The 17,865-nt window shown below is 59.4% G+C and carries 13 protein-coding genes; 8 read left to right on the top strand and 5 right to left on the bottom strand.

What is annotated here, in order from left to right; all coding sequences use genetic code 11:
* The first annotated feature begins 7 nt into the window (after positions 1–7).
* Complete coding sequence (locus ABIQ96_RS26255; RefSeq protein ID WP_348217634.1) at positions 8–421, top strand: YciI family protein; 414 nt, start codon at positions 8–10, stop codon at positions 419–421.
* Between the two features lie 29 nt (positions 422–450).
* On the opposite strand, the gene ABIQ96_RS26250 is transcribed toward ABIQ96_RS26255, so the two are convergent.
* Positions 451–6,552: an MG2 domain-containing protein gene (locus ABIQ96_RS26250; RefSeq protein ID WP_348217633.1), complete on the bottom strand. Its 6,102-nt coding sequence runs from the start codon at positions 6,550–6,552 to the stop codon at positions 451–453.
* Positions 6,553–6,759: 207 nt separating this feature from the next.
* Here ABIQ96_RS26250 and prfA point away from each other — a divergent pair, with 207 nt between their 5' ends.
* From prfA to ABIQ96_RS26215, 7 genes are all read left to right on the top strand, one after another.
* Positions 6,760–7,833: a peptide chain release factor 1 gene (gene prfA, locus ABIQ96_RS26245; protein WP_348217632.1), complete on the top strand. Its 1,074-nt coding sequence runs from the start codon at positions 6,760–6,762 to the stop codon at positions 7,831–7,833.
* A 127-nt stretch (positions 7,834–7,960) separates the two neighbouring features.
* A complete protein-coding gene (locus ABIQ96_RS26240) occupies positions 7,961–9,319 on the top strand; it encodes a gluconate:H+ symporter (protein WP_348217631.1) in 1,359 nt (452 codons plus the stop codon).
* A 159-nt stretch (positions 9,320–9,478) separates the two neighbouring features.
* Complete coding sequence (gene pyk, locus ABIQ96_RS26235) at positions 9,479–10,882, top strand: pyruvate kinase (protein WP_348217630.1); 1,404 nt, start codon at positions 9,479–9,481, stop codon at positions 10,880–10,882.
* Positions 10,883–10,915: 33 nt separating this feature from the next.
* Positions 10,916–11,755: a site-specific DNA-methyltransferase gene (locus ABIQ96_RS26230; protein WP_348217629.1), complete on the top strand. Its 840-nt coding sequence runs from the start codon at positions 10,916–10,918 to the stop codon at positions 11,753–11,755.
* Positions 11,756–11,836: 81 nt separating this feature from the next.
* Complete coding sequence (locus ABIQ96_RS26225) at positions 11,837–12,889, top strand: ATPase, T2SS/T4P/T4SS family (RefSeq protein WP_348217628.1); 1,053 nt, start codon at positions 11,837–11,839, stop codon at positions 12,887–12,889.
* Positions 12,890–12,901: 12 nt separating this feature from the next.
* Positions 12,902–13,990, top strand: a complete 1,089-nt coding sequence (locus ABIQ96_RS26220; protein ID WP_348217627.1) for a PilT/PilU family type 4a pilus ATPase — start codon at positions 12,902–12,904, stop codon at positions 13,988–13,990.
* 6 nt (positions 13,991–13,996) lie between these two features.
* Entirely contained in the window at positions 13,997–14,680 is a 684-nt protein-coding gene (locus ABIQ96_RS26215) for a hypothetical protein (protein ID WP_348217626.1), read from the top strand.
* Here the strand turns inward: ABIQ96_RS26215 and ABIQ96_RS26210 are convergent.
* From ABIQ96_RS26210 to ABIQ96_RS26195, 4 genes are all read right to left on the bottom strand, one after another.
* The gene (locus ABIQ96_RS26210) at positions 14,677–15,465 is read right to left on the bottom strand and encodes a PEP-CTERM sorting domain-containing protein (RefSeq protein WP_348217625.1); all 789 of its coding nucleotides are present in this window, start codon (positions 15,463–15,465) and stop codon (positions 14,677–14,679) included. The two genes, ABIQ96_RS26215 and ABIQ96_RS26210, sit on opposite strands and share 4 nt — an antisense overlap.
* Before the next feature lie 21 nt (positions 15,466–15,486).
* Positions 15,487–16,491, bottom strand: a complete 1,005-nt coding sequence (locus ABIQ96_RS26205) for a hypothetical protein (RefSeq protein ID WP_348217624.1) — start codon at positions 16,489–16,491, stop codon at positions 15,487–15,489.
* A 29-nt stretch (positions 16,492–16,520) separates the two neighbouring features.
* Positions 16,521–17,174 (bottom strand): prepilin-type N-terminal cleavage/methylation domain-containing protein, encoded by a 654-nt coding sequence (locus ABIQ96_RS26200; protein WP_348217623.1) that lies wholly within the window; start codon positions 17,172–17,174, stop codon positions 16,521–16,523.
* Between the two features lie 293 nt (positions 17,175–17,467).
* Complete coding sequence (locus ABIQ96_RS26195) at positions 17,468–17,857, bottom strand: hypothetical protein (protein WP_348217622.1); 390 nt, start codon at positions 17,855–17,857, stop codon at positions 17,468–17,470.
* Between the last annotated feature and the right edge of the window lie 8 nt (positions 17,858–17,865).

Genomic DNA, 17,865 nt, shown 5'->3' with positions numbered 1-17,865 from the left:
TCTCCGCATGAAAGAACCACTCGCCGAATTTCTTGTCCTGTCCCGTGGCAAGTGGGACGACCACGCACCGGAAAAGGAAATCGAGGACACGATCGCGAAGTTCTATGACTGGCTGGATAGGAATGTCGCGGAAGGGCGGATGAAAATGGGTAGCCGCCTCAAACGTGAGCGCATGGTCGTCGGGAGAAAGGGAATCACGGTGGACGGACCGTTCAACGAAACCAAGGAAGTGATCGGCGGGTATTGGCTGATCGTGGCCCGCAGTCTCCAGGAGGCTGCGGAGCTGGCCGCTGAAAATCCGTGCGTCCAGATCGGACTAACCTTCGAGATCCGTCCGCTTGATTCGGTCTGCGCCAATGTGCGCACACTGGCGAATGAGACGCCTGATTCTCTGGCAGCGATCATCCGTCGGGACGCGTGATGGTAATTACACTCGGAGTGGGGGAAGCATCATTTCATGATCTCCAAACGGAGGTCCTCCGAGTTCGCCCTCAGTTCCGGGGCATACATCGCTTCGACGGTGGCCGGGAGCGCCTTGTAAATTCCTGGAGACTCGGCTCGGAGTTGATAGCGCACCGTGTTCATCCCCCGCGGAAGGGCGCGGACAAAAAAGTCCACCGTCTGGTCGCGCGGCTCCATATAGACACTGAAGCCACCGCTGCCTCCGACATAACCGCTGAGCGCGTCGAGTGCTTCGAACCCCGCGGCCTTGGCATCGGAGAAGATAAGATACTCATAATCGTTTTTACTGATGAGGATGAGTTCCACTTCGATGCGGTCACCCGATGCGAGTTTCGCTCCGTCTTCCAGCGGTTCGCGGCGGAAACGTTCGACCTGTTGTTTGGCGACCAATCCGGTGGAATCGGGAACTTCGGTTTCCTTTTCCAAGGCGATGAGTTTCGAAACACGACGGCTCACCTTCACCTCCAGCCCGGCGGCACGGAGTTTGTCTTCCAGCGTGAAGACCTGCAGATAGGCATTCGCATAAAGCGTGCCTTTGCCGCTGCGGCGGAGTTCGATGTCGTGTTTTCCGGTAGCAACGGCATCTCCCGTTAGAACGACGGAGCCATCGTAGGTGAACAAATTGTCTCGGTTGATGGAAACCTTGCGCAACGATTTTCCGTCCATCAGGATTTCCACTTCCATTTCCGGAGCATCCTCGCCGCTGGCTTTGAAATAGGCGGCAATGGCTTCCACGGCAAACGCCGTATCCCGAGTCGATTCCCAATAGCTCGCGTGTTTGCGGTTGTTCACCAGATACTTCACCAGTCCGCGGGTATCGGGATCATTCGGCTTCACGGCGGCGAGCAGCTTGAGATACCAGGCGTGCGCCTCCACCTCGCTGCCATACCAGTTCCACCAATAAGTGTTGTTCTGGAGATCGAGATACGCGGTCTGGTTTTCCGCATCGCGTTTGAGAAATTGGGAAATCATCTTCATCACCTCGTCGCGACGCGCTTCGTCGCCCGTCCGGTGTTCTTCCAGGCCTAGCAGACATTTCGCATAAACCGGCAGCCCCACGCGGTCCCGATAGAGGAAAGCGAGCATCGGCTCCGAGTTCCGCTTCGCCTCGCCGAGGACAACGCGGACGAACGCATCCACCGCATCGCCCGACGGCTTTTCGTATTTGTTATCGTCCGGGACTTTCTTCCCCTCCTTGCGCAATGCCTCGCGCTCGACATACAACTGAAGGGCGGCGACCTGCTTGCGCTCGTAGCCCGTCAGCCAGTTGCTGCCTGCGTTCAGCATCGCGTCCGGAATCTTCGCGCCGTTTCCTTTGGCTGCTAACAAACCATGCACCACCACCGCCGTCGTGTGCGGATAGGAAACCTCGCCGTAGCCGGAAAACCATCCCCAGCCACCGTCGGAGTTCTGCATGGACATGAGTTTTTCAACGCCCTTGGCGACCATCTTGTCCATCTCGACCTCATCAAACACGGGATTCGTCTGCCACTGCTTCCACTGGGCGGCGCGTTCGGCGGAATCGCCGAGTTCCTGCGGGTTCAGGTTGGTGCGTTTCGCTTTCACCTCGCTCAGATTGATCTTCAGATCCTTGAGCATTTTCTGCGCGATGACGGCGGGAACGAAACGGTTCAACGTCTGCTCCGTGCAACCATAGGGATAGTCGGCCAGATAGGGAATCGCATCGACGACCGCTCCCGCGATGGTGGGGGAAAAACGAACGGCGAGCTTCGATTGATCCGGCCGGCGCTCCGCAGGCACATCCACGCTGATGCTGGCGGAATCCTTGCCAGGCTCGACTGTGCGGCTCCACGCGTCCTGGCGTAGCATGCCGTGGACCCGCACTGGCAACGTGCGTTCGACGGCATCGCCATCGTCGCCGGAATCCGCGCGCATCCGGAATTTCGCCTCGCCCTCGTGCAGCGCTTTTACCCGCCAATCGACGCGCGCTTCCGACTTCGCCGCGATCTCCACCGTCTGCGGTGCGCCATCGATGGCTTCCAACGTATTGCCATCAAGCTCCAGCGAAACCTTCACCGTCTTGGCTGCATCGTGATCGTTCTGCACCACCGCGCTGAAGACGGATTCGTCGCGCTCCACCAGGAATCGCGGTGCCTGGAGTCGGACTAACAACTCCTTCGAAGTGATGATCTCCGCACTTCCTTCACCGACCTGCGTTCCTTTGCCAAGCACCCAGACACGAGCCTTCCACGTTGTTAGATTATCGGGAAATTCGAGGGGAATCTCCGCATGGCCATCGGCATCGGTTTGGATCGCACCGGACCATTTCAGGAGATCCGCGAAATCCTTGCGGACCAGAATCGGATTTGGATTGGGCGCGGCTTCCGCTGCCGTGTCTTTGTCGGCTAGCATTTCGTCCTTGGCCTCCATCGGCATGGCGGTCGCGGGCATCGGCGCGCTGTCGGCCCGTCCAAAGGCCATGCCCTTGGCCGCCATTCTGGAACGACCACCACCGCCGCCGAATCCGCCGGACTTTTCCAGAAGCAACGTTTGATCGCCAAACCTCCCCAGCGATTCCATCCCGGCAGCTTTCGGGCGGAGCAAATTGCCGGGTGAATTTGGAACCGATCCCATGTTCCAGTTCTGATAGTAATTATTCTTCCACGTCCAGAAATTCTCATGGATCAGCCCGACATTGGAGCCGCCCGTGATCGCTTCCAGCGACTTGTCATAAACCGATAGAACCGCGATGCCGGTCACCGGCTTGCCCTCGGCATCGCGCAGGGTCACGCGCAGGGCCGATGCTTCACGCGGCTTCACCCTGTCCTTCGCAGGTTCCAGAGTCACCTCGATCAGCTTGCTCACCGGTGGCAACAGGATTTGCCGGACCGCCGTGTGGACCTCCGCGCCGAAGACCGTGACACCTTCGATGAACATGTTGGGCATATCTCGCAAATCGAGCGGCACCTCCACTTCCAGGCTCTTTCCATCGAGTTGAATGCGGCGTGCCTCGCGTCCCGCGGTCCCAGCGATGTGCAGGAACAGCCAGACGTTCGCGTCCTCCTTGTCGCTGTTCACACGGAGTTTCAGCGTTTCACCCGCCGCATGTGTCGTCTTGTCGGCGATCAGTTCGAGCGGGCCGAAATGCCAGTCCTTGGGATCGGCGCGCCCCGGACCGTGGACGTTGAGAATCGTCGCCCCTTCCGCAGCTTCGCCGTCCTTGAAGGACAGACTCGCGGCGAGACGATATTGCCCCGTGACGGGTGCGGCGAACTTCTGATGGATCTCACCCTGCGCATCCGTTTCGACAGGAAACGACTGCACTTCCTTTTCCTCCACCCGGCCGTTTTCACCGCCGACGATCTGGAAAATCTTCAGTGTTCCCTTCGCCGCGACGACCGGTTTTCCGGCCAGCGTCGCTGCGGAAACAGTCGCTTCCACAGATTCACCCGCGCGGGTGTAACCGCGATCCGTCCACACGATCACTTCAAAGGGTTTTCTAGCAGCGATCACCGATCCCGTGCCGCGTTCCTCGCGCCGCGAAGCATCCACCACACGGGCCTCGATGGTGTATTTCGAATCCATGTCGCCCTGCGTCTGCTTCGCGGGCGCGGTATCGATTTCGATCTTCGCCGTGCCGTCCGGACCGATCGCCATATGGCGCTTCATCACCAGTTCGTCCGGCGTCCAGCGGTTCCCCTGCCACCAAGACGGATGTGGCGGAATGCAGCCCCAGCGACTCCACGTAGGGTGCCAGGAAGCGTCGCCACAATTCCACCAGGCGCCGGAGCCATAGAGCCAATCCCATCGCCACACGGGAAACCAGCGCTCGCCGATGGAACTGCGTTTCACGATGATCTCGACATCCGCATTTCTAACCGGCGATCCGTGGAAATACGTCGCCTTAACCGTCGCCGTGAATTTATCCCCCAGCTTCACCGGTTCCGTCGGGGCCTCCACCTTCACCTCGTATTCCGGCTTGCGGTATTCCTCCACCCGCAAGCTAACCGTCGCCGCGATCTGATTGCCGATTTGAAACGTCGCGTTCCATGTCCCGAGTACCGCGTCCTTGGGAATGACCACCTCGCTTTCCACTGCTCCGAGATCGTCGGTCTTGAGCTTTTCGATTTTCATCGCCTCCTCACCGCGGCCGTTGGTGACGATCAGCGTGCCCGTCTTGTTAGCCCAGCGGCTCTCGTCCGGCTGGAAATAGCCGACGTTGCGGAGATAGAACTTCAAGTGCGCCGTATCCCCGGGTTTGTAAAGCGGCCGGTCCGAAATCCCGTAGGTCATGTCGCGGTTGCCGTTTTCCAACTGCGGCTCCGTGATGGAAAACGGACGGAATCCATAAAACGCCATCGTCCGATCCGGCTTCCGCGCGATCACCAGCCATTGGTAATTGTCATCCAGAGCTCCGGGAGCCAACAGGCTTTTCCCGTCGGCATCCGTCTTCAGCGCGAGGTCCTTGGTGAGGATATTCATGTTCCGCTCCAACGGCTTGCTCCTGTCCAGATAGAGCGTGCGATATCCGAAAAACTCAAGATCCGCCCCGGCCACCGGCGCACCGCCCGCGGCATCGGCCACCCACCATTGTTTCTTGCCGCCCACATCGTGATCCACGATCACCGAGTCCACGATCCAGACCAGCGTTTGAAATGAATTCCCGTTTTCGATGGTGCCGCTGATCCACCACGCGCCGGCCTTGTCCAACGGAACGGTTAGATCCATCCGCGTGTCGCGGTGCTTGTCACGGGGCGCGAGCTTCGTTTCCCAACTCGCCGCAGGTTTCCCGATATATTTATCGGCGTTGCCGGAAATGAGGCGGCTCGCGATGTTGGAGGGATTCGGCCGTTCCCAATCGAACTTGGCCGGGTTGCTCCTGAGATACTCCTGCGTGTCCTTGATCACCGCCTCCATGTCCACCGGCGCGGCGGACAGTTTTATGTTAGAAGCATTGCGGAACACCAGCGGCAACTTCGGTTTGGTTCCCGCGGCCACCGTTTCGGCGGGCTCGAAACGTCCCCAGTTGCCGATGATCTGTTGGAGAAGTTTCTTCCGCGAATTTCCATCGCCTGGTCCGAATTTCGCGATCGTCTGCTCCAGCACCTCGCGCGCCTTGTCATACTGGCGGCGGTTCAGGAACGCCTCGGTGAGTGCATCGCCCGCCGTGCCGCCGACCAGCTTGTTATCGAGGATCGACCGATAGAGCGCGATGAAATGATACTCCGCGGACAACTTGAACCGGCGCACGCCATCGGATGTTTTTGCGAGGCATTCGTCCTCCGCCAGCGTGTCCATTTCCAGAATCCCCTTCGCGCTGTCCGGATCCTGTTCGGCCCACCAGCCGTAGGACGAGAGCGTCTCCGTGCCGAATTGGGATTCGGAAAACCGTGCCCGCTGGGAAATCATCACAGCCGCCATGTCCACTTCCGTGCTCAATCGCACCTGCTCGGCCAGCGCCAACCGCCAGCGCTCGCCATCATTCTTCGCTGCTTCCCACGACGCCGGCACTTCATAAACCACCGGCGCATCCCCCGCCCACGGCGCGCCTTCCGTTCCACCTTCCGGCCCCGGCTCGCCCCATTCGGGAAGCTTGTCCAGCGGCGTCAGCGTTTGCAATTTCCATGGTTCATTCTCAATGAAGGTTTCCGCGATCTCGCGCCACGCGAGAATTCCCTCCGCCGCCGATCCCGGGTGGCTTACCGCCTGTCGCAGCAGTTGAAGTTCGCGGATGTGATCGCGGTATTGCGTATTCACCGCTTGCCCGGACTCCGCCGTCGAATCGTCTTCCCCGCCACGAAATCCTCTCCCGCCGTATCCTCGGCTGCGCGTGAATTCCCCCGCGATGATCTGTCCGTAATGCGACGCGTGCTGATAGACATTCGCCGCCGAGGTGAGCAGGCTCGGATTCTCGGGATGCGCGGAAACCGCCCGCTCGACGAGACCATCGAGCTCGTTCCATGCGTTCAATCGCCCCAACGCCTCCGTCGCTCGCTCCAAATCCGATCCCGATCCCGCATCCGAGAGCGGCAGCAATTTCTCCACGTAAAAATTCACCACATCCCGCCACATTCCACGGTCTTTCAGCTTGTCGCGTTCCGCGCGGAGAGCTTCCGGTTCTTGGGCCATAAGGGTAAGTGGGGCAAAAAGGGCGACGAGGTAGATCCAAGCCAAGGTTTTCATAACAGCCACTATGACACGCGAAACGGTCAGTCCTTAGAAGATTTTTCCAAGGGTCGCTATGAAGGCCATATCGCTACCAGCCTGCTGCTTTTTCCTTCCCTTGCAATTCCCTGTTCCGCAACTCAGGTTCCTGCCCCGCGCTTTCCCTGCTTCATGGACTACTCTTCTCTCATTTCCAAACGCCGCGACCGATTCTCCGAGCTGGAAGAAGCGGTGGGCGATCCCGATCTTTTTTCCGACCCGAAGCGCGCTACCGAGATCCTGCGCGAGCATGGAAAACTCAAGCAGACCTTGGAACTGTGGGAAAAAATCGAAGCCGCCAAACGGCACTTGGCCGACAATCAGGAACTCGCGAAGTCCGACGATCCGGATTTCTCCGCAATGGCCGCCGACGAGATTCCGGGGTTGGAAACCGAGATTGAGAAGCTTTCCACCGACCTCCAATACGCCCTGCTGCCGTCCGACCCCAGCGAGGACCGAGATGCATTGGTGGAAATCCGCGCCGGTGCGGGTGGCGACGAGGCGTCGCTTTTCGCCGCCGAGCTGATGCGGATGTACCAACGCTACGCCGATCTCCGCGGTTGGAAATCCGAGCATCTGGAGAGTTCGCCGTCCGAGGTTGGCGGGTTCAAGGAAGTCATCCTGAAAATCACCGGGCAGGAAGTGTTCCGCTATTTAAAATACGAGTCGGGCGTCCACCGCGTCCAGCGCGTGCCTGCCACCGAGACTCAAGGCCGGGTTCACACGTCCACCGTCACCGTCGCCGTGCTGCCCGAGGCGGAAGAGGTGGATATCGAATTAAAGCCCGAAGACCTCCGCATCGAAGTTTGCCGCGCAGGTGGTGCCGGCGGCCAGCACGTCAACCGGACCGAGTCCGCCGTGCAGATTTTCCACCTTCCCACCGGCACCTACGTCCGTTGCGAAGACGGCCGCTCGCAGATCAAGAACAAGGAAATGGCGCTGCAAATTCTCCGTTCCAAGCTTTACGATCAGAAGCTCCATGAACAGCAGCAGGCGTATTCGTCGCATCGGCGGTCGCTCATCGGCTCCGGTGATCGCTCGGAGAAAATCCGCACCTACAATTTTCCGCAGAGCCGCATCACCGACCACCGCATCGGCTTCACCTCGCACAACCTAACCGGAGTTATCGCCGGAGATCTCAGCGAGTTCACTGCGGAGCTGCAGAAGACGGAGATGGACGAGCGACTGACGGAAGCGGGGCTCTAAGGAGCGTCGACATCCTGTTGGGCGATTCGAATGCGCCGGACAGGATGTCCGGGGCAAATAGCGTTCAGAATGAACGCGCTCCAATTAGGGATTCCCACGACGCGGACGATCCTTCACGGTTCGTTTCATGGATTTACCCATTGCCATGCTCTCTTCCAACGGCCTGCTGTTGCTCACGCTGGCGGCCATCGTCGGACTCATCGTTCTGATCGCGCGCTTCAAGTGCAACGCCTTCATCGCACTGATGCTCGCGTCACTCGTCGTCGGGGTGGGCTCGGGAATGCCGTTGCCGACGATCGCGAAAAGTTTCCAGGAAGGCGTGGGAAATACCTTGGGTTTCCTCGCGATGATCATCGGCCTGGGGACGATCTTGGGAAAGCTGCTGGCGGAGTCCGGCGCGGCCGAGGTGATTGCGAACCGGATGGTGCGGTTGCTCGGGGTGAAGCGGCTTGATTACGCGCTGATGCTGGTCGCGTTTCTTGTCGGCATCTCGGTGTTTTTCGGAGTCGGCATTGTTCTGCTAGGCCCGATCGCATTCATGCTGGCCCGCCAGACGAAGACGCCGATTCTCTATCTGGCGCTGCCGCTGGCCGCTGGCCTATCCGTCGCCCACGGCCTCATCCCGCCACATCCGGGGCCGATGGTGGCGATTGGAAAAATTGGGGCGGACACCGGGAAAACCATCCTTTGGTCGATCGTCATCGGCCTGCCCACCGCGCTAATCACTGGGCCGCTGTTAGCCCGCTGGGTGGCACCGCGGGTGCCGGTGGAACTGGGCGGACTCGGCGCGGAAACCACCTGCAAGGCGGAAGCCCCCCACCCTCCCGGATTTGCTCTGAGCATTTTCACGATGCTGCTGCCGGTGATCCTGATGTTGTTGGCGACGGCTGCGGATGTGACTCTCGCGGTGAACGATCCCATGCGCCAAATCGCGGATTTCATCGGCGCGCCGGTGGTGGCGATGTTGATCGCGGTCTTGGTTTCGTTCTGGAGTTTCGGAACCCATTGCGGGCTAACAGGAAATCAGATTTTGAAATTCACCGAACAATGCGTCGCCCCCGCCGCGAGCATTTTCCTGGTAGTCGGCGCGGGCGGCGGATTCAGCAAGATTCTGGAATATTCCGGGGTCGGCGCGGCCATCGCAGAACTCGCGTTGCGAATTCCCGTCACGCCGATTTTGCTCGGCTGGATCATCGCCGGGATGTTCCGGATCGCTGTCGGTTCCGCGACGGTTTCCATCACGATGGCGGCGGGTCTGATGTTGCCGATCGTCCAGGCCCGGCCGGATACGAATCGCGAATTGCTGGTTCTGGCGATGGGAGCCGGATCGCTGATTTGTTCCCACGTCAACGATTCCGGATTCTGGTTCGTGAAGGAATATTTCGGCCTCACCATCTCGGAAACGCTGAAAACATGGACGGTTGTGGAAACCGGGATCGCCGTAGTGTCCATCGCCATCATTCTTACAGCCAATGCGTTGATCTGACGCGATCACCCCGAATAGGGCGGTCGGCGGGCAGCCATAGTGGCTTGCCTTGGCAGAGGTGACCGTGTTTCCTGCGTCCGGCACGGTTCATGCATCCGGTGGCGGTGCCGGACAACCGGATTGCTCGTTTCCGGTGCCATTACTCCATTTTCAAACCATATGTCACGCAAATCGAAGATCATCATCACCCTTGGCCCTGCCACTGAATCCGAAGAAATGATCGGAAAACTCATCGAAGCCGGGACCAACGTTTTCCGCCTCAACATGAGCCATGCGAAACATGAATGGGCCGCCGAGATGGCCAAGCGCGTCCGCAGCGAATCCGCCAAGAGAAACGCCCACATCGCGGTGTTGTTCGACCTCACCGGACCGTCGATCCGCACCGGCGATTTGGAAAAACCTTACACGCTACTCGAAGGCGACGTCGTCGAGTTTCGCAAGGTCGGTTCGACCGCGTCCGTTCCGCTTTCCACCACGGTCAACTACGACGGGTTGATGGGCGATGTCGCTGTCGGCAACACGCTGGTGGTGGACAACGGCGCGCTGCTCATGCGCATCGACGTGGTCGAGGCCGACCGCATTCTCTGTTATGTGAAAACGCCGGGCTCCATGGGTTCGCGGCGTCACATCAATCTTCCCGGCGTCCGCCTGAATCTTCCAGCCCTAACGGAAAAAGACCACAAGGACCTGGCACTCGCCGTCGAGTGCCAGGCCGACTACATCGCCGGATCGTTCGTGCGGGACTCCGCGCACGTCCACGAACTCCGTGCCGCGATGGAAGCGATGGAAGGCGAGGCTCAGATCGTCGCCAAGGTCGAGGATCAGGAGGCCATCCGCAACATCGACGCCATCATCAATGCCGCCGACGTCATCATGGTGGCCCGCGGCGACCTTGGCACCGAAGTGGAATTTGAAGAGCTTCCCATCCTCCAGCGCCGCATCGTCAAGCGCTGCCACGAACTCGGCACGCGGGTCATCGTCGCGACGCAGTTGTTGGAATCGATGATCACCAACCCAACCCCGACCCGTGCCGAAGTCACCGACGTCATGAACGCCGCTTACGAGGAAGCCGACTGCCTCATGCTGTCGGGAGAAACGTCGGTCGGTCGCTATCCGGAACGCTGCGTTGACGCGCTCGTTAGAATTTCCTCCCGCATCGAGCGCTCCGGCGGCCACGGCTTCGGCCAAAGCGTTCTGCTCCGCGACGAGCGCCAGAAAACCGCCCGCGCCGCCGTCACTCTGGCCGACTCGCTGCCGGACGCGCGCCTCGTCGTGCTGACCCGCCGCGGAGTGTTGGCAAACCACGTGGCGATGCTGCGCCCCCGGACTTCCGGTTTCTACGCCTTCACTCCGACCGACCGCGTTTGCTGCCAGCTCTCGCTCACCCGCGGCGTCCGCGCGTTCAAGATGCCGTTCGCGTCCAACATCGAGGAAACCATCCAGCGCGTCTGCGAACTGTTACGAAAAGAAGAACTCGTCCGGACCGGCACCCCGCTGGTGATTGTTTCGGATATTCTATCAGATCATTTCGCGGCGAACTCGATTCTGCTGCATCATGCTTGAGGAGAGATAGGACTTCCAAGACCTATCGAACTTATGAAACTTCTTCACGGCGACTGCCTGCAAGTCCTGCCAACCCTGTCGGAAAACTCCGTCGATCTGGTGGTGACCTCTCCGCCTTACAACCTCGGCATCGCCTACAAGAGTTTCAAAGACACCGCCCCGCGCGAGGAGTTTTTAACATGGTGCTGCCAGTGGGCTGCGGAACTAAAACGCGTGATGACGGACGACGCGTCGTTTTTCCTCAATGTCGGCGCGGCTCCGGCGAATCCGCTGCTGCCACACCAGTTGGTTCTCGCCCTAACTGACGGACAGAACCCTCTGTTCACGCTGCAAAACACATTCCACTGGATCAAATCCATCAGCATCGAAACCCGCGCCGGCGAACAAATCAGCGCCGGGCATTTCAAGCCGATCAACTCAAAGCGCTTCGTCAACGACTGCCACGAGTATGTCTTCCATCTGACGAAATCCGGAACGGTCGAGCTGAACCGCCGCGCCGCAGGAGTTCCCTATCAGGACAAATCCAACATCGCGCGCTGGGGCCACACCGGCGGCGAGGATCTCCGCTGCCGGGGCAACACCTGGTTTATTCCCTACGAGACGATCAACTCGCGCGACAAGGATCGTCCCCACCCCGCGACGTTTCCTTTGGCCTTGGTCGAGCAGTGCGTCCGCCTCCACGGCAAGGGCCCGGAAACCCGCCTGTTGGACCCGTTTCTGGGAATCGGCACCTCGGCCGTCGCGGCATACCGGCAGAAGCTGGAGAATTTCACAGGCATCGAGCTGGACGGGCATTATTTGGAAACGGCGCGGGAGCGGGTTTCCGATGAGGCGAACAAACTGTCGGACGAACTGCCCTTCACAAAATCTTAACGGAATTCCCGCGGTTTTCGCTTCTCGCGTTCCACTTGGTCACTTAAGAAATGCTGAACATTCGAAACGTCGCCCGGCTTCATGAATTCCGCTCTCAACCAACTCATCCGCGACGCCTTCGCTGACGCGGCGACCGACGTTTTCCTCGTGGAAGACGAACCGCCGCGCATTCGCCGTGACGGTGACGTCGTGGTGCTCCATCCAGGGCCGATCCCGCGGGTGGCATTGGAAGAGTTCTGGAAATCGTGCGGCGTCGATCCCACCAACCAACTTGAAGTCGATATTTCCTGGCGCTTGCCCGGCGGAAGCCGGCTGCGGGTAAATTTATACCACACGCTCGGCCGGCTCGCAGCGGTTCTCCGGCCGATCCGGGACTCGATTCCGCCGCTTTCAGAACTCGGTCTGCCGGGCCCGTTGTTGGAGTCATGGATGCAGCGTCGCTACGGGCTCATTCTGGTGACCGGCCCCACCGGATCGGGAAAATCGACGACCGTCGCGTCCTGTCTGGACTGGATCAACCACAACCTTTCCCGCCACATCGTGACGTTGGAAGATCCGATCGAGTTCCTTTTCACCAACGACAAATCGCTATTCTCCCAGCGCGAAATCCGGCACGATTCCGCGGATTTTGCGACTGGGTTGAGATCCGCGCTGCGGCAGAGCCCCGACGTTCTGTTTCTCGGTGAAATCCGCGATGCTGAAACCGCCCTAACCGCCCTCCACGCGGCGGAAACCGGACACCTCGTGATTTCCACCCTGCACAGCAGCAGCGTCATTGAGACGCTCGACCGTTTTTCCCATCTGCTCAAATCCGAGACCACCGGCGCGCTCAATCTGCTAGCCTCCCAGCTCGTCGGCATCCTTTCCCAGCAACTCCTGCCACGCCTCGGCGGCGGGTTGTTTCCCGCACTGGAATACATGCAGAACGAGGCCGCCACCCGGCGATGGATTATGGAAAATCGCCTAACTGATCTCCAGGACCACTTGTTGAAATCGAATGAAGCGACCAACTGCTCCCTGCTCGAATACCTGGTGGCCTCCGTCCAGCAAGGCTATCTCGATCCGGATGTCGCCCGCAGTTCCTGCGCCCGGCCACAGGATTTTGATCGCGCCATGCGCGGCATCACCGGATAATCCCATCAACCCATGGCCAGCGACATCACCGAATACCTCCGCCAGACCATCGCCCTCGGCGGTTCGGACCTCCACCTCAGCGCTTGGGCACCCGCCTGCGCGCGGGTCAACGGCTCCATCGTCCCTTTCGATCAGAACATCCTCGACCCGACCACGGTCCGCGACCTGATTCTCGACACGCTCACCGAATCCCAGCGTGCCACCCTCGAAGAGGAATTGGAACTCGACTACGCACTTCAGGTAGATGGTGTCGGCCGCTTCCGCGGAAATGTCCATATCGCCCGTGGCCATGCTGAGGCCGCGTTCCGATTCATTTCCCAAGACATTCCCGCACTGGAAACGCTCGGTCATCACTCGCCGATTTTCGAATTCTGTAATCTCCGCAGCGGACTGGTGCTTGTCACCGGCATCACCGGCTCCGGGAAATCCACGACGCTCGCTTCGATGGTCCGCCGCATCGCCGAGTCGCGGAATGGAGTCATCATCTCTCTCGAAGATCCGGTAGAATTCATTCACGAACACCGCTCCTGCCTGATCAAACAACGCGAGGTCGGCAGCGACACCCGCAGTTTCCCGCGCGCGCTGCGGCAGGCGCTGCGGCAGGACCCCGACGTTATCGTGGTCTCGGAAATGCGCGATCTCGACACCATCCGCATCGCTCTAACAGCAGCGGAAACCGGTCACCTTGTCCTCGCCACGCTCCATACGCCGGATGCCCCGCAGACGATCGACCGCATCGTCGATGTCTTCCCCGCGGACCAACAGGCGCAGATCATCACGCAGCTATCAGGTGCCTTGGAGGGCATCGTCTGCCAGCGGCTGATTCCCCGCGCCGACGGCCAGGGCCGGGTGCTCGCCTCGGAAATCCTCCGGCCCAGCCACGCCATGCGCAACTGCATCCGCGAGCGCAAACTCGAACAAATCGTCGGTCTGATGGAAATCGGTTATAAGGAAGGCAACCGCACCATCGACCAAAGCATTGCAGCCCTGCTCGATGCAAATATCATCACCCGCGAGGAGGCGATCTTCCATTGCCGCGAACGCAAAACCTTCGAAGTTTCTCCCAAGGAACCCCGCAAACCGAAATCAATCTGGACCTAACACCCTATGGAAGCACCCAGCCCACGTTACATCCTCACCCGCGCCACCTTCATCATTGTCGCGCTGGTCGTCGGCCTTTACGGCATGCGGTTTGTCAAAAAAATACAGCGCCAGTCCGCCATCATTTCGGATTTGAGGTCGATCTCCAGCGACAGCTCCTTTTTCCATCAGTTTTATGCCGAGGATGCCCAGAAATCGATGATTCGCGCGATCGGCCTGATCGCCGAGGCCAACGAGCTGGGAACTCCGCCCGAGATCGCCATCAAAAAGAGCCAGGGCATCGACACCAAGCTGTTCGCCAGTGATGACGACCGCAACGAGCCTCCGCTGAAGATTCAAATCGTCATGGCCAGCCTGCGCGCCAATTACGAAAACTTCCATAAGCTCGGCTACAAGGCGGATTTTCAAACGCTCGAAGACATGAAATCCGGAAAGCTCCCGCCGATCCCGAGCGGTCCGGAGAGCGGCAAGAAGCCGGTCGTGGAAACCCTCATCCCGATGTCCGCTTCTCCCGGCATCGAAAAAGTCATGGCCAACCTCGAAATCCGTCCGCCCCAGCCTGACGGCGGTCACGTCCCGACAGACATCGAGATCGCCGCCGCCAAGCGCCTCGCCAACGATCTCTGCGACGCGAAAATCATCGAGGAGCCGGTGCGCGATAAGATCCTCAAGGCGCTCACCAAGCCCTAACGCTTGCGGCGGAAAAGCAACGCACAAGACAACGCGGCCAACGCCGCACAGGATGGCTCGGGAATCACGGTTAGTGAAACCGTGGCACCGTAGTTGGTCCATGTCGGTCCGGGTGATTCCGATGCGAGATTCGCTCCACCGAGGAAGAACGAATAGTCACCTGCGGGTAGATTGAACGTGGCCGTGATGAAACCATCGGCATTCCCGTCGCCATTGATTCCCGAAGCGGAACCATAATTGGTGCTCGTCCCGTCCGCCACGTTTCCAATGTAGTCGAAATAACGCAGCGACGCGGCGTAAAGCACTCCGCTCAGCGGATCGTCCGGGATGGTGTAAGTGGGATCATTTCCGATCGCCCAATCGTCGAGGGCATTCAGCGCACCCATCTTCGTGGGACCCGAAAGTCCGGCGAGGTATTGTTGGGACAGCGCCGCCGCATCATGCGATCCCTGTACCGGAGCCAGATGACCGAGCCCGCCGTAAAGCGAAACTCCGGGGAGCAAACCAGGACCACCCTGAACCGTTAGAATGACGGTTCCAGGGCTGGCCAGATTGAAACGGAAGGCGCGCGTCCGGTGGCTGTCGCCGAAGTTGGCATCCGTGGCCGCCGCCCAGCCGAAATCGCTGGAAATGTTGGTGATGGAGATCGATGCGGGATTTGACTGCGGAGTTCCGAGATAGGAACCGAAGTCCCTGCCGCCGTAACCGATGTGAGCGGACGCCCGGCCGATGGAGAGAAATGCGAGTGATGCCACGAGGGCCGTTGTTCCAGAGTTCGTTTTCATTGATGTAGGGGAAAATTTGTGTCATGGCGCGGACCAGTCGTAGGCCAGCTTGTAAAACGCCTTGGCTGCAGGGGGAGAAGGGTCGGTGAACGAGAGAGTGGCGGTAGTCGTTCCGGTCACTTGGCCGATCGATGTCCACTCGCCGGGAGCAAGCGTGGTGCTGCGCAGGATCCGGAAAACCATTCCCGTTTCCGGCGGATAGGCGGTATTCGAGATCCCCATCTGGCTCGACCATGTTAGGACAAACTCGGCACCCGCCACCCGACGGCCGGAAGGTTTGAAATCAGGCCCCGCCTTGAAGTGATAAACGTAGTTTCTGCTCGGAGTGTGCCATGGGGATCCGCCCGGACGGTTCGTGCTGATGTCGATGAAACGGATCGTCACAAAATAGCCGCCGGGTATGTTAGCCGACCACGCCCGGTCGTGGATGTGGCCGTAAGGATCGGCGTCCGCGTAGTCATCGCCCTCGCTGATGATAAATCGCCGGCTTCCGGTAGGCTGATTCGTCGGAAGCACAAACGTCGGGGTGCCGTAGTAAAAGGACTGAGCCGCGTCCCAAAAGCCGAAGCTGCCGCCCTGAGGTCCTGTGACGCTAACGATTTCGCACGAGATCAGAGCTCCGGGATGAGCGTGACCGGGCTCCGGGAAATCGGGATCAGACGAAAGGGCGACGAGCGAAAAACCCTCGTCCGCCACGATGGGTTGACCGAGATTGTCAAATGCCGGGCTGCCCTGTGCGTCGTAAACCCTGCGGGGACGTTCGTCCAGATAGTAGTAGCCGCCGCCCCGCAACTCCGGATGATACCCTTCTGGTCTTGGCTGCTCTCCCACTCCGCGGGGCCTGAGATAATGAATGATGTCGGTGCCATTGACGCCGATGATCTGCAGCGGCTCACCGGCATCCGCCACGCCGTTGGCATTGGTGTCCAATACGCCAACGGCCCGGTGTTGATGGGCGGAAACCGGCAGGGTTGCGGATGCGATGAGAATCGCCAGGGCACGGGTAAATTTCGTTAGATTGATCATGATTGGGATTGAAAGGTTGGGAGGAAAAGTCATTTGCCGGACGGATTCAGAAAACGGCCGCCGTCCTTGCGGAGGAGCGCTTGGACTTCCCGCCACGACAAGGTTTCGACATGTCCGTCTGCGAAAAGGTAGTTGGATTTGTCACCGTGGAACTTTACGCCGACTTGGCTTTCGAAGGCGAACGACGGCATTTTCTGGCCGTAATATTCGGCGAAGTGGAAGTGGTCGGTGTTGAGATAGGAAGTCGAAGCCTCTGCGAACATCAGGGTTTCCGCCGGGCTGTCGATTTTCGCGAGGATGGAATAATTGAGATCCGGTGGAGCTCCCGACGGTTTTTGTGTTAGGAAATCGTTGAGCACGTAAGTGAACGTTCGCTTTTCGTAGGGATCATCCTGGCACTTGAAGGTGATCGTTCCAGAAGCGTAAGGTTGCAGGCTTTTTCGCCACGACTTGGCGATTCCTTGGTGTGTGGATTGAGGCAGGGTCATGTTGTTTTCACCGGCATACATCATCGACGCGATGCCGATCTGGCGCAGATTCTTGCTGCAATTGACGGCCTGGCTGCGGGTGATGAGCCCTCGCCCCACCGGTGCGAGCACACCCGCAAGGACCAGGATGATGGCGATGACGATGAGCAACTCGATAAGAGTGAAGCCCCTGATAGAGAGATGTTGTTTTTTCAAAATAAGGAATATGGAGGAGAAAGACAGGCCATCACGGCATACTCCGTCACCGGCATCACAAAGATGCGAATGGACGGATAGCCGCCGGACGGCGGGTCGGGTCATGCGTTGAGCGGGCGGAATGAATTCCGCGCTCCAATAGGTTCGGTGAGCCCGGGATCGATCTTCATGGACCGGTGGAATGATGATGCCGAAGCATGTTGCTCCGCAGCCTCTATCATTTTCCGTTCCGCAGTGGTGGAGCGTCCCGGCAATTTCCGGGAGCCATCACAAAATATCAGATCATCCAGGCATCAAGCAGCGCGCGGCGGCTGCATCGGCACGGCGAGATACACCTCGGAGAAGGTTCCCGAGTATTCCGTCACGCGGAACACGAGATCCGTTGATCGTGGAAACGGCACCTTGACCGGAACCGGCAGGGCGACCTCCATCTTCATCTCGGATTTGAGCATCGGCTTTTTTTCATCCTCGCTCTTCGTCTTCTTCACGACCTTGCACAGCGGGCACGGATGCTCGCCGTCGAAGGTTTTTTCCATCGCTTCGGAAAGCGACGCCTTGCTGGAGAAATCCACCAGCATGTTGCCCCAGGCGATTGTCTGGAGCAGCGCCAAGTGGCCGCCCATCGACACCAACAGCATCCCGATCAGGAGCCATTGGCCAAGTTGGCGCATCCACTTAGACATCGGCGGAC

Source organism: Luteolibacter sp., from assembly GCF_039920825.1.
In the GTDB taxonomy this organism is placed as follows: Bacteria; Verrucomicrobiota; Verrucomicrobiia; order Verrucomicrobiales; family Akkermansiaceae; genus Luteolibacter.
The sequence above is the reverse complement of the archived record's forward strand: the minus strand, read 5'-3'. Positions and strand labels throughout refer to the sequence as shown.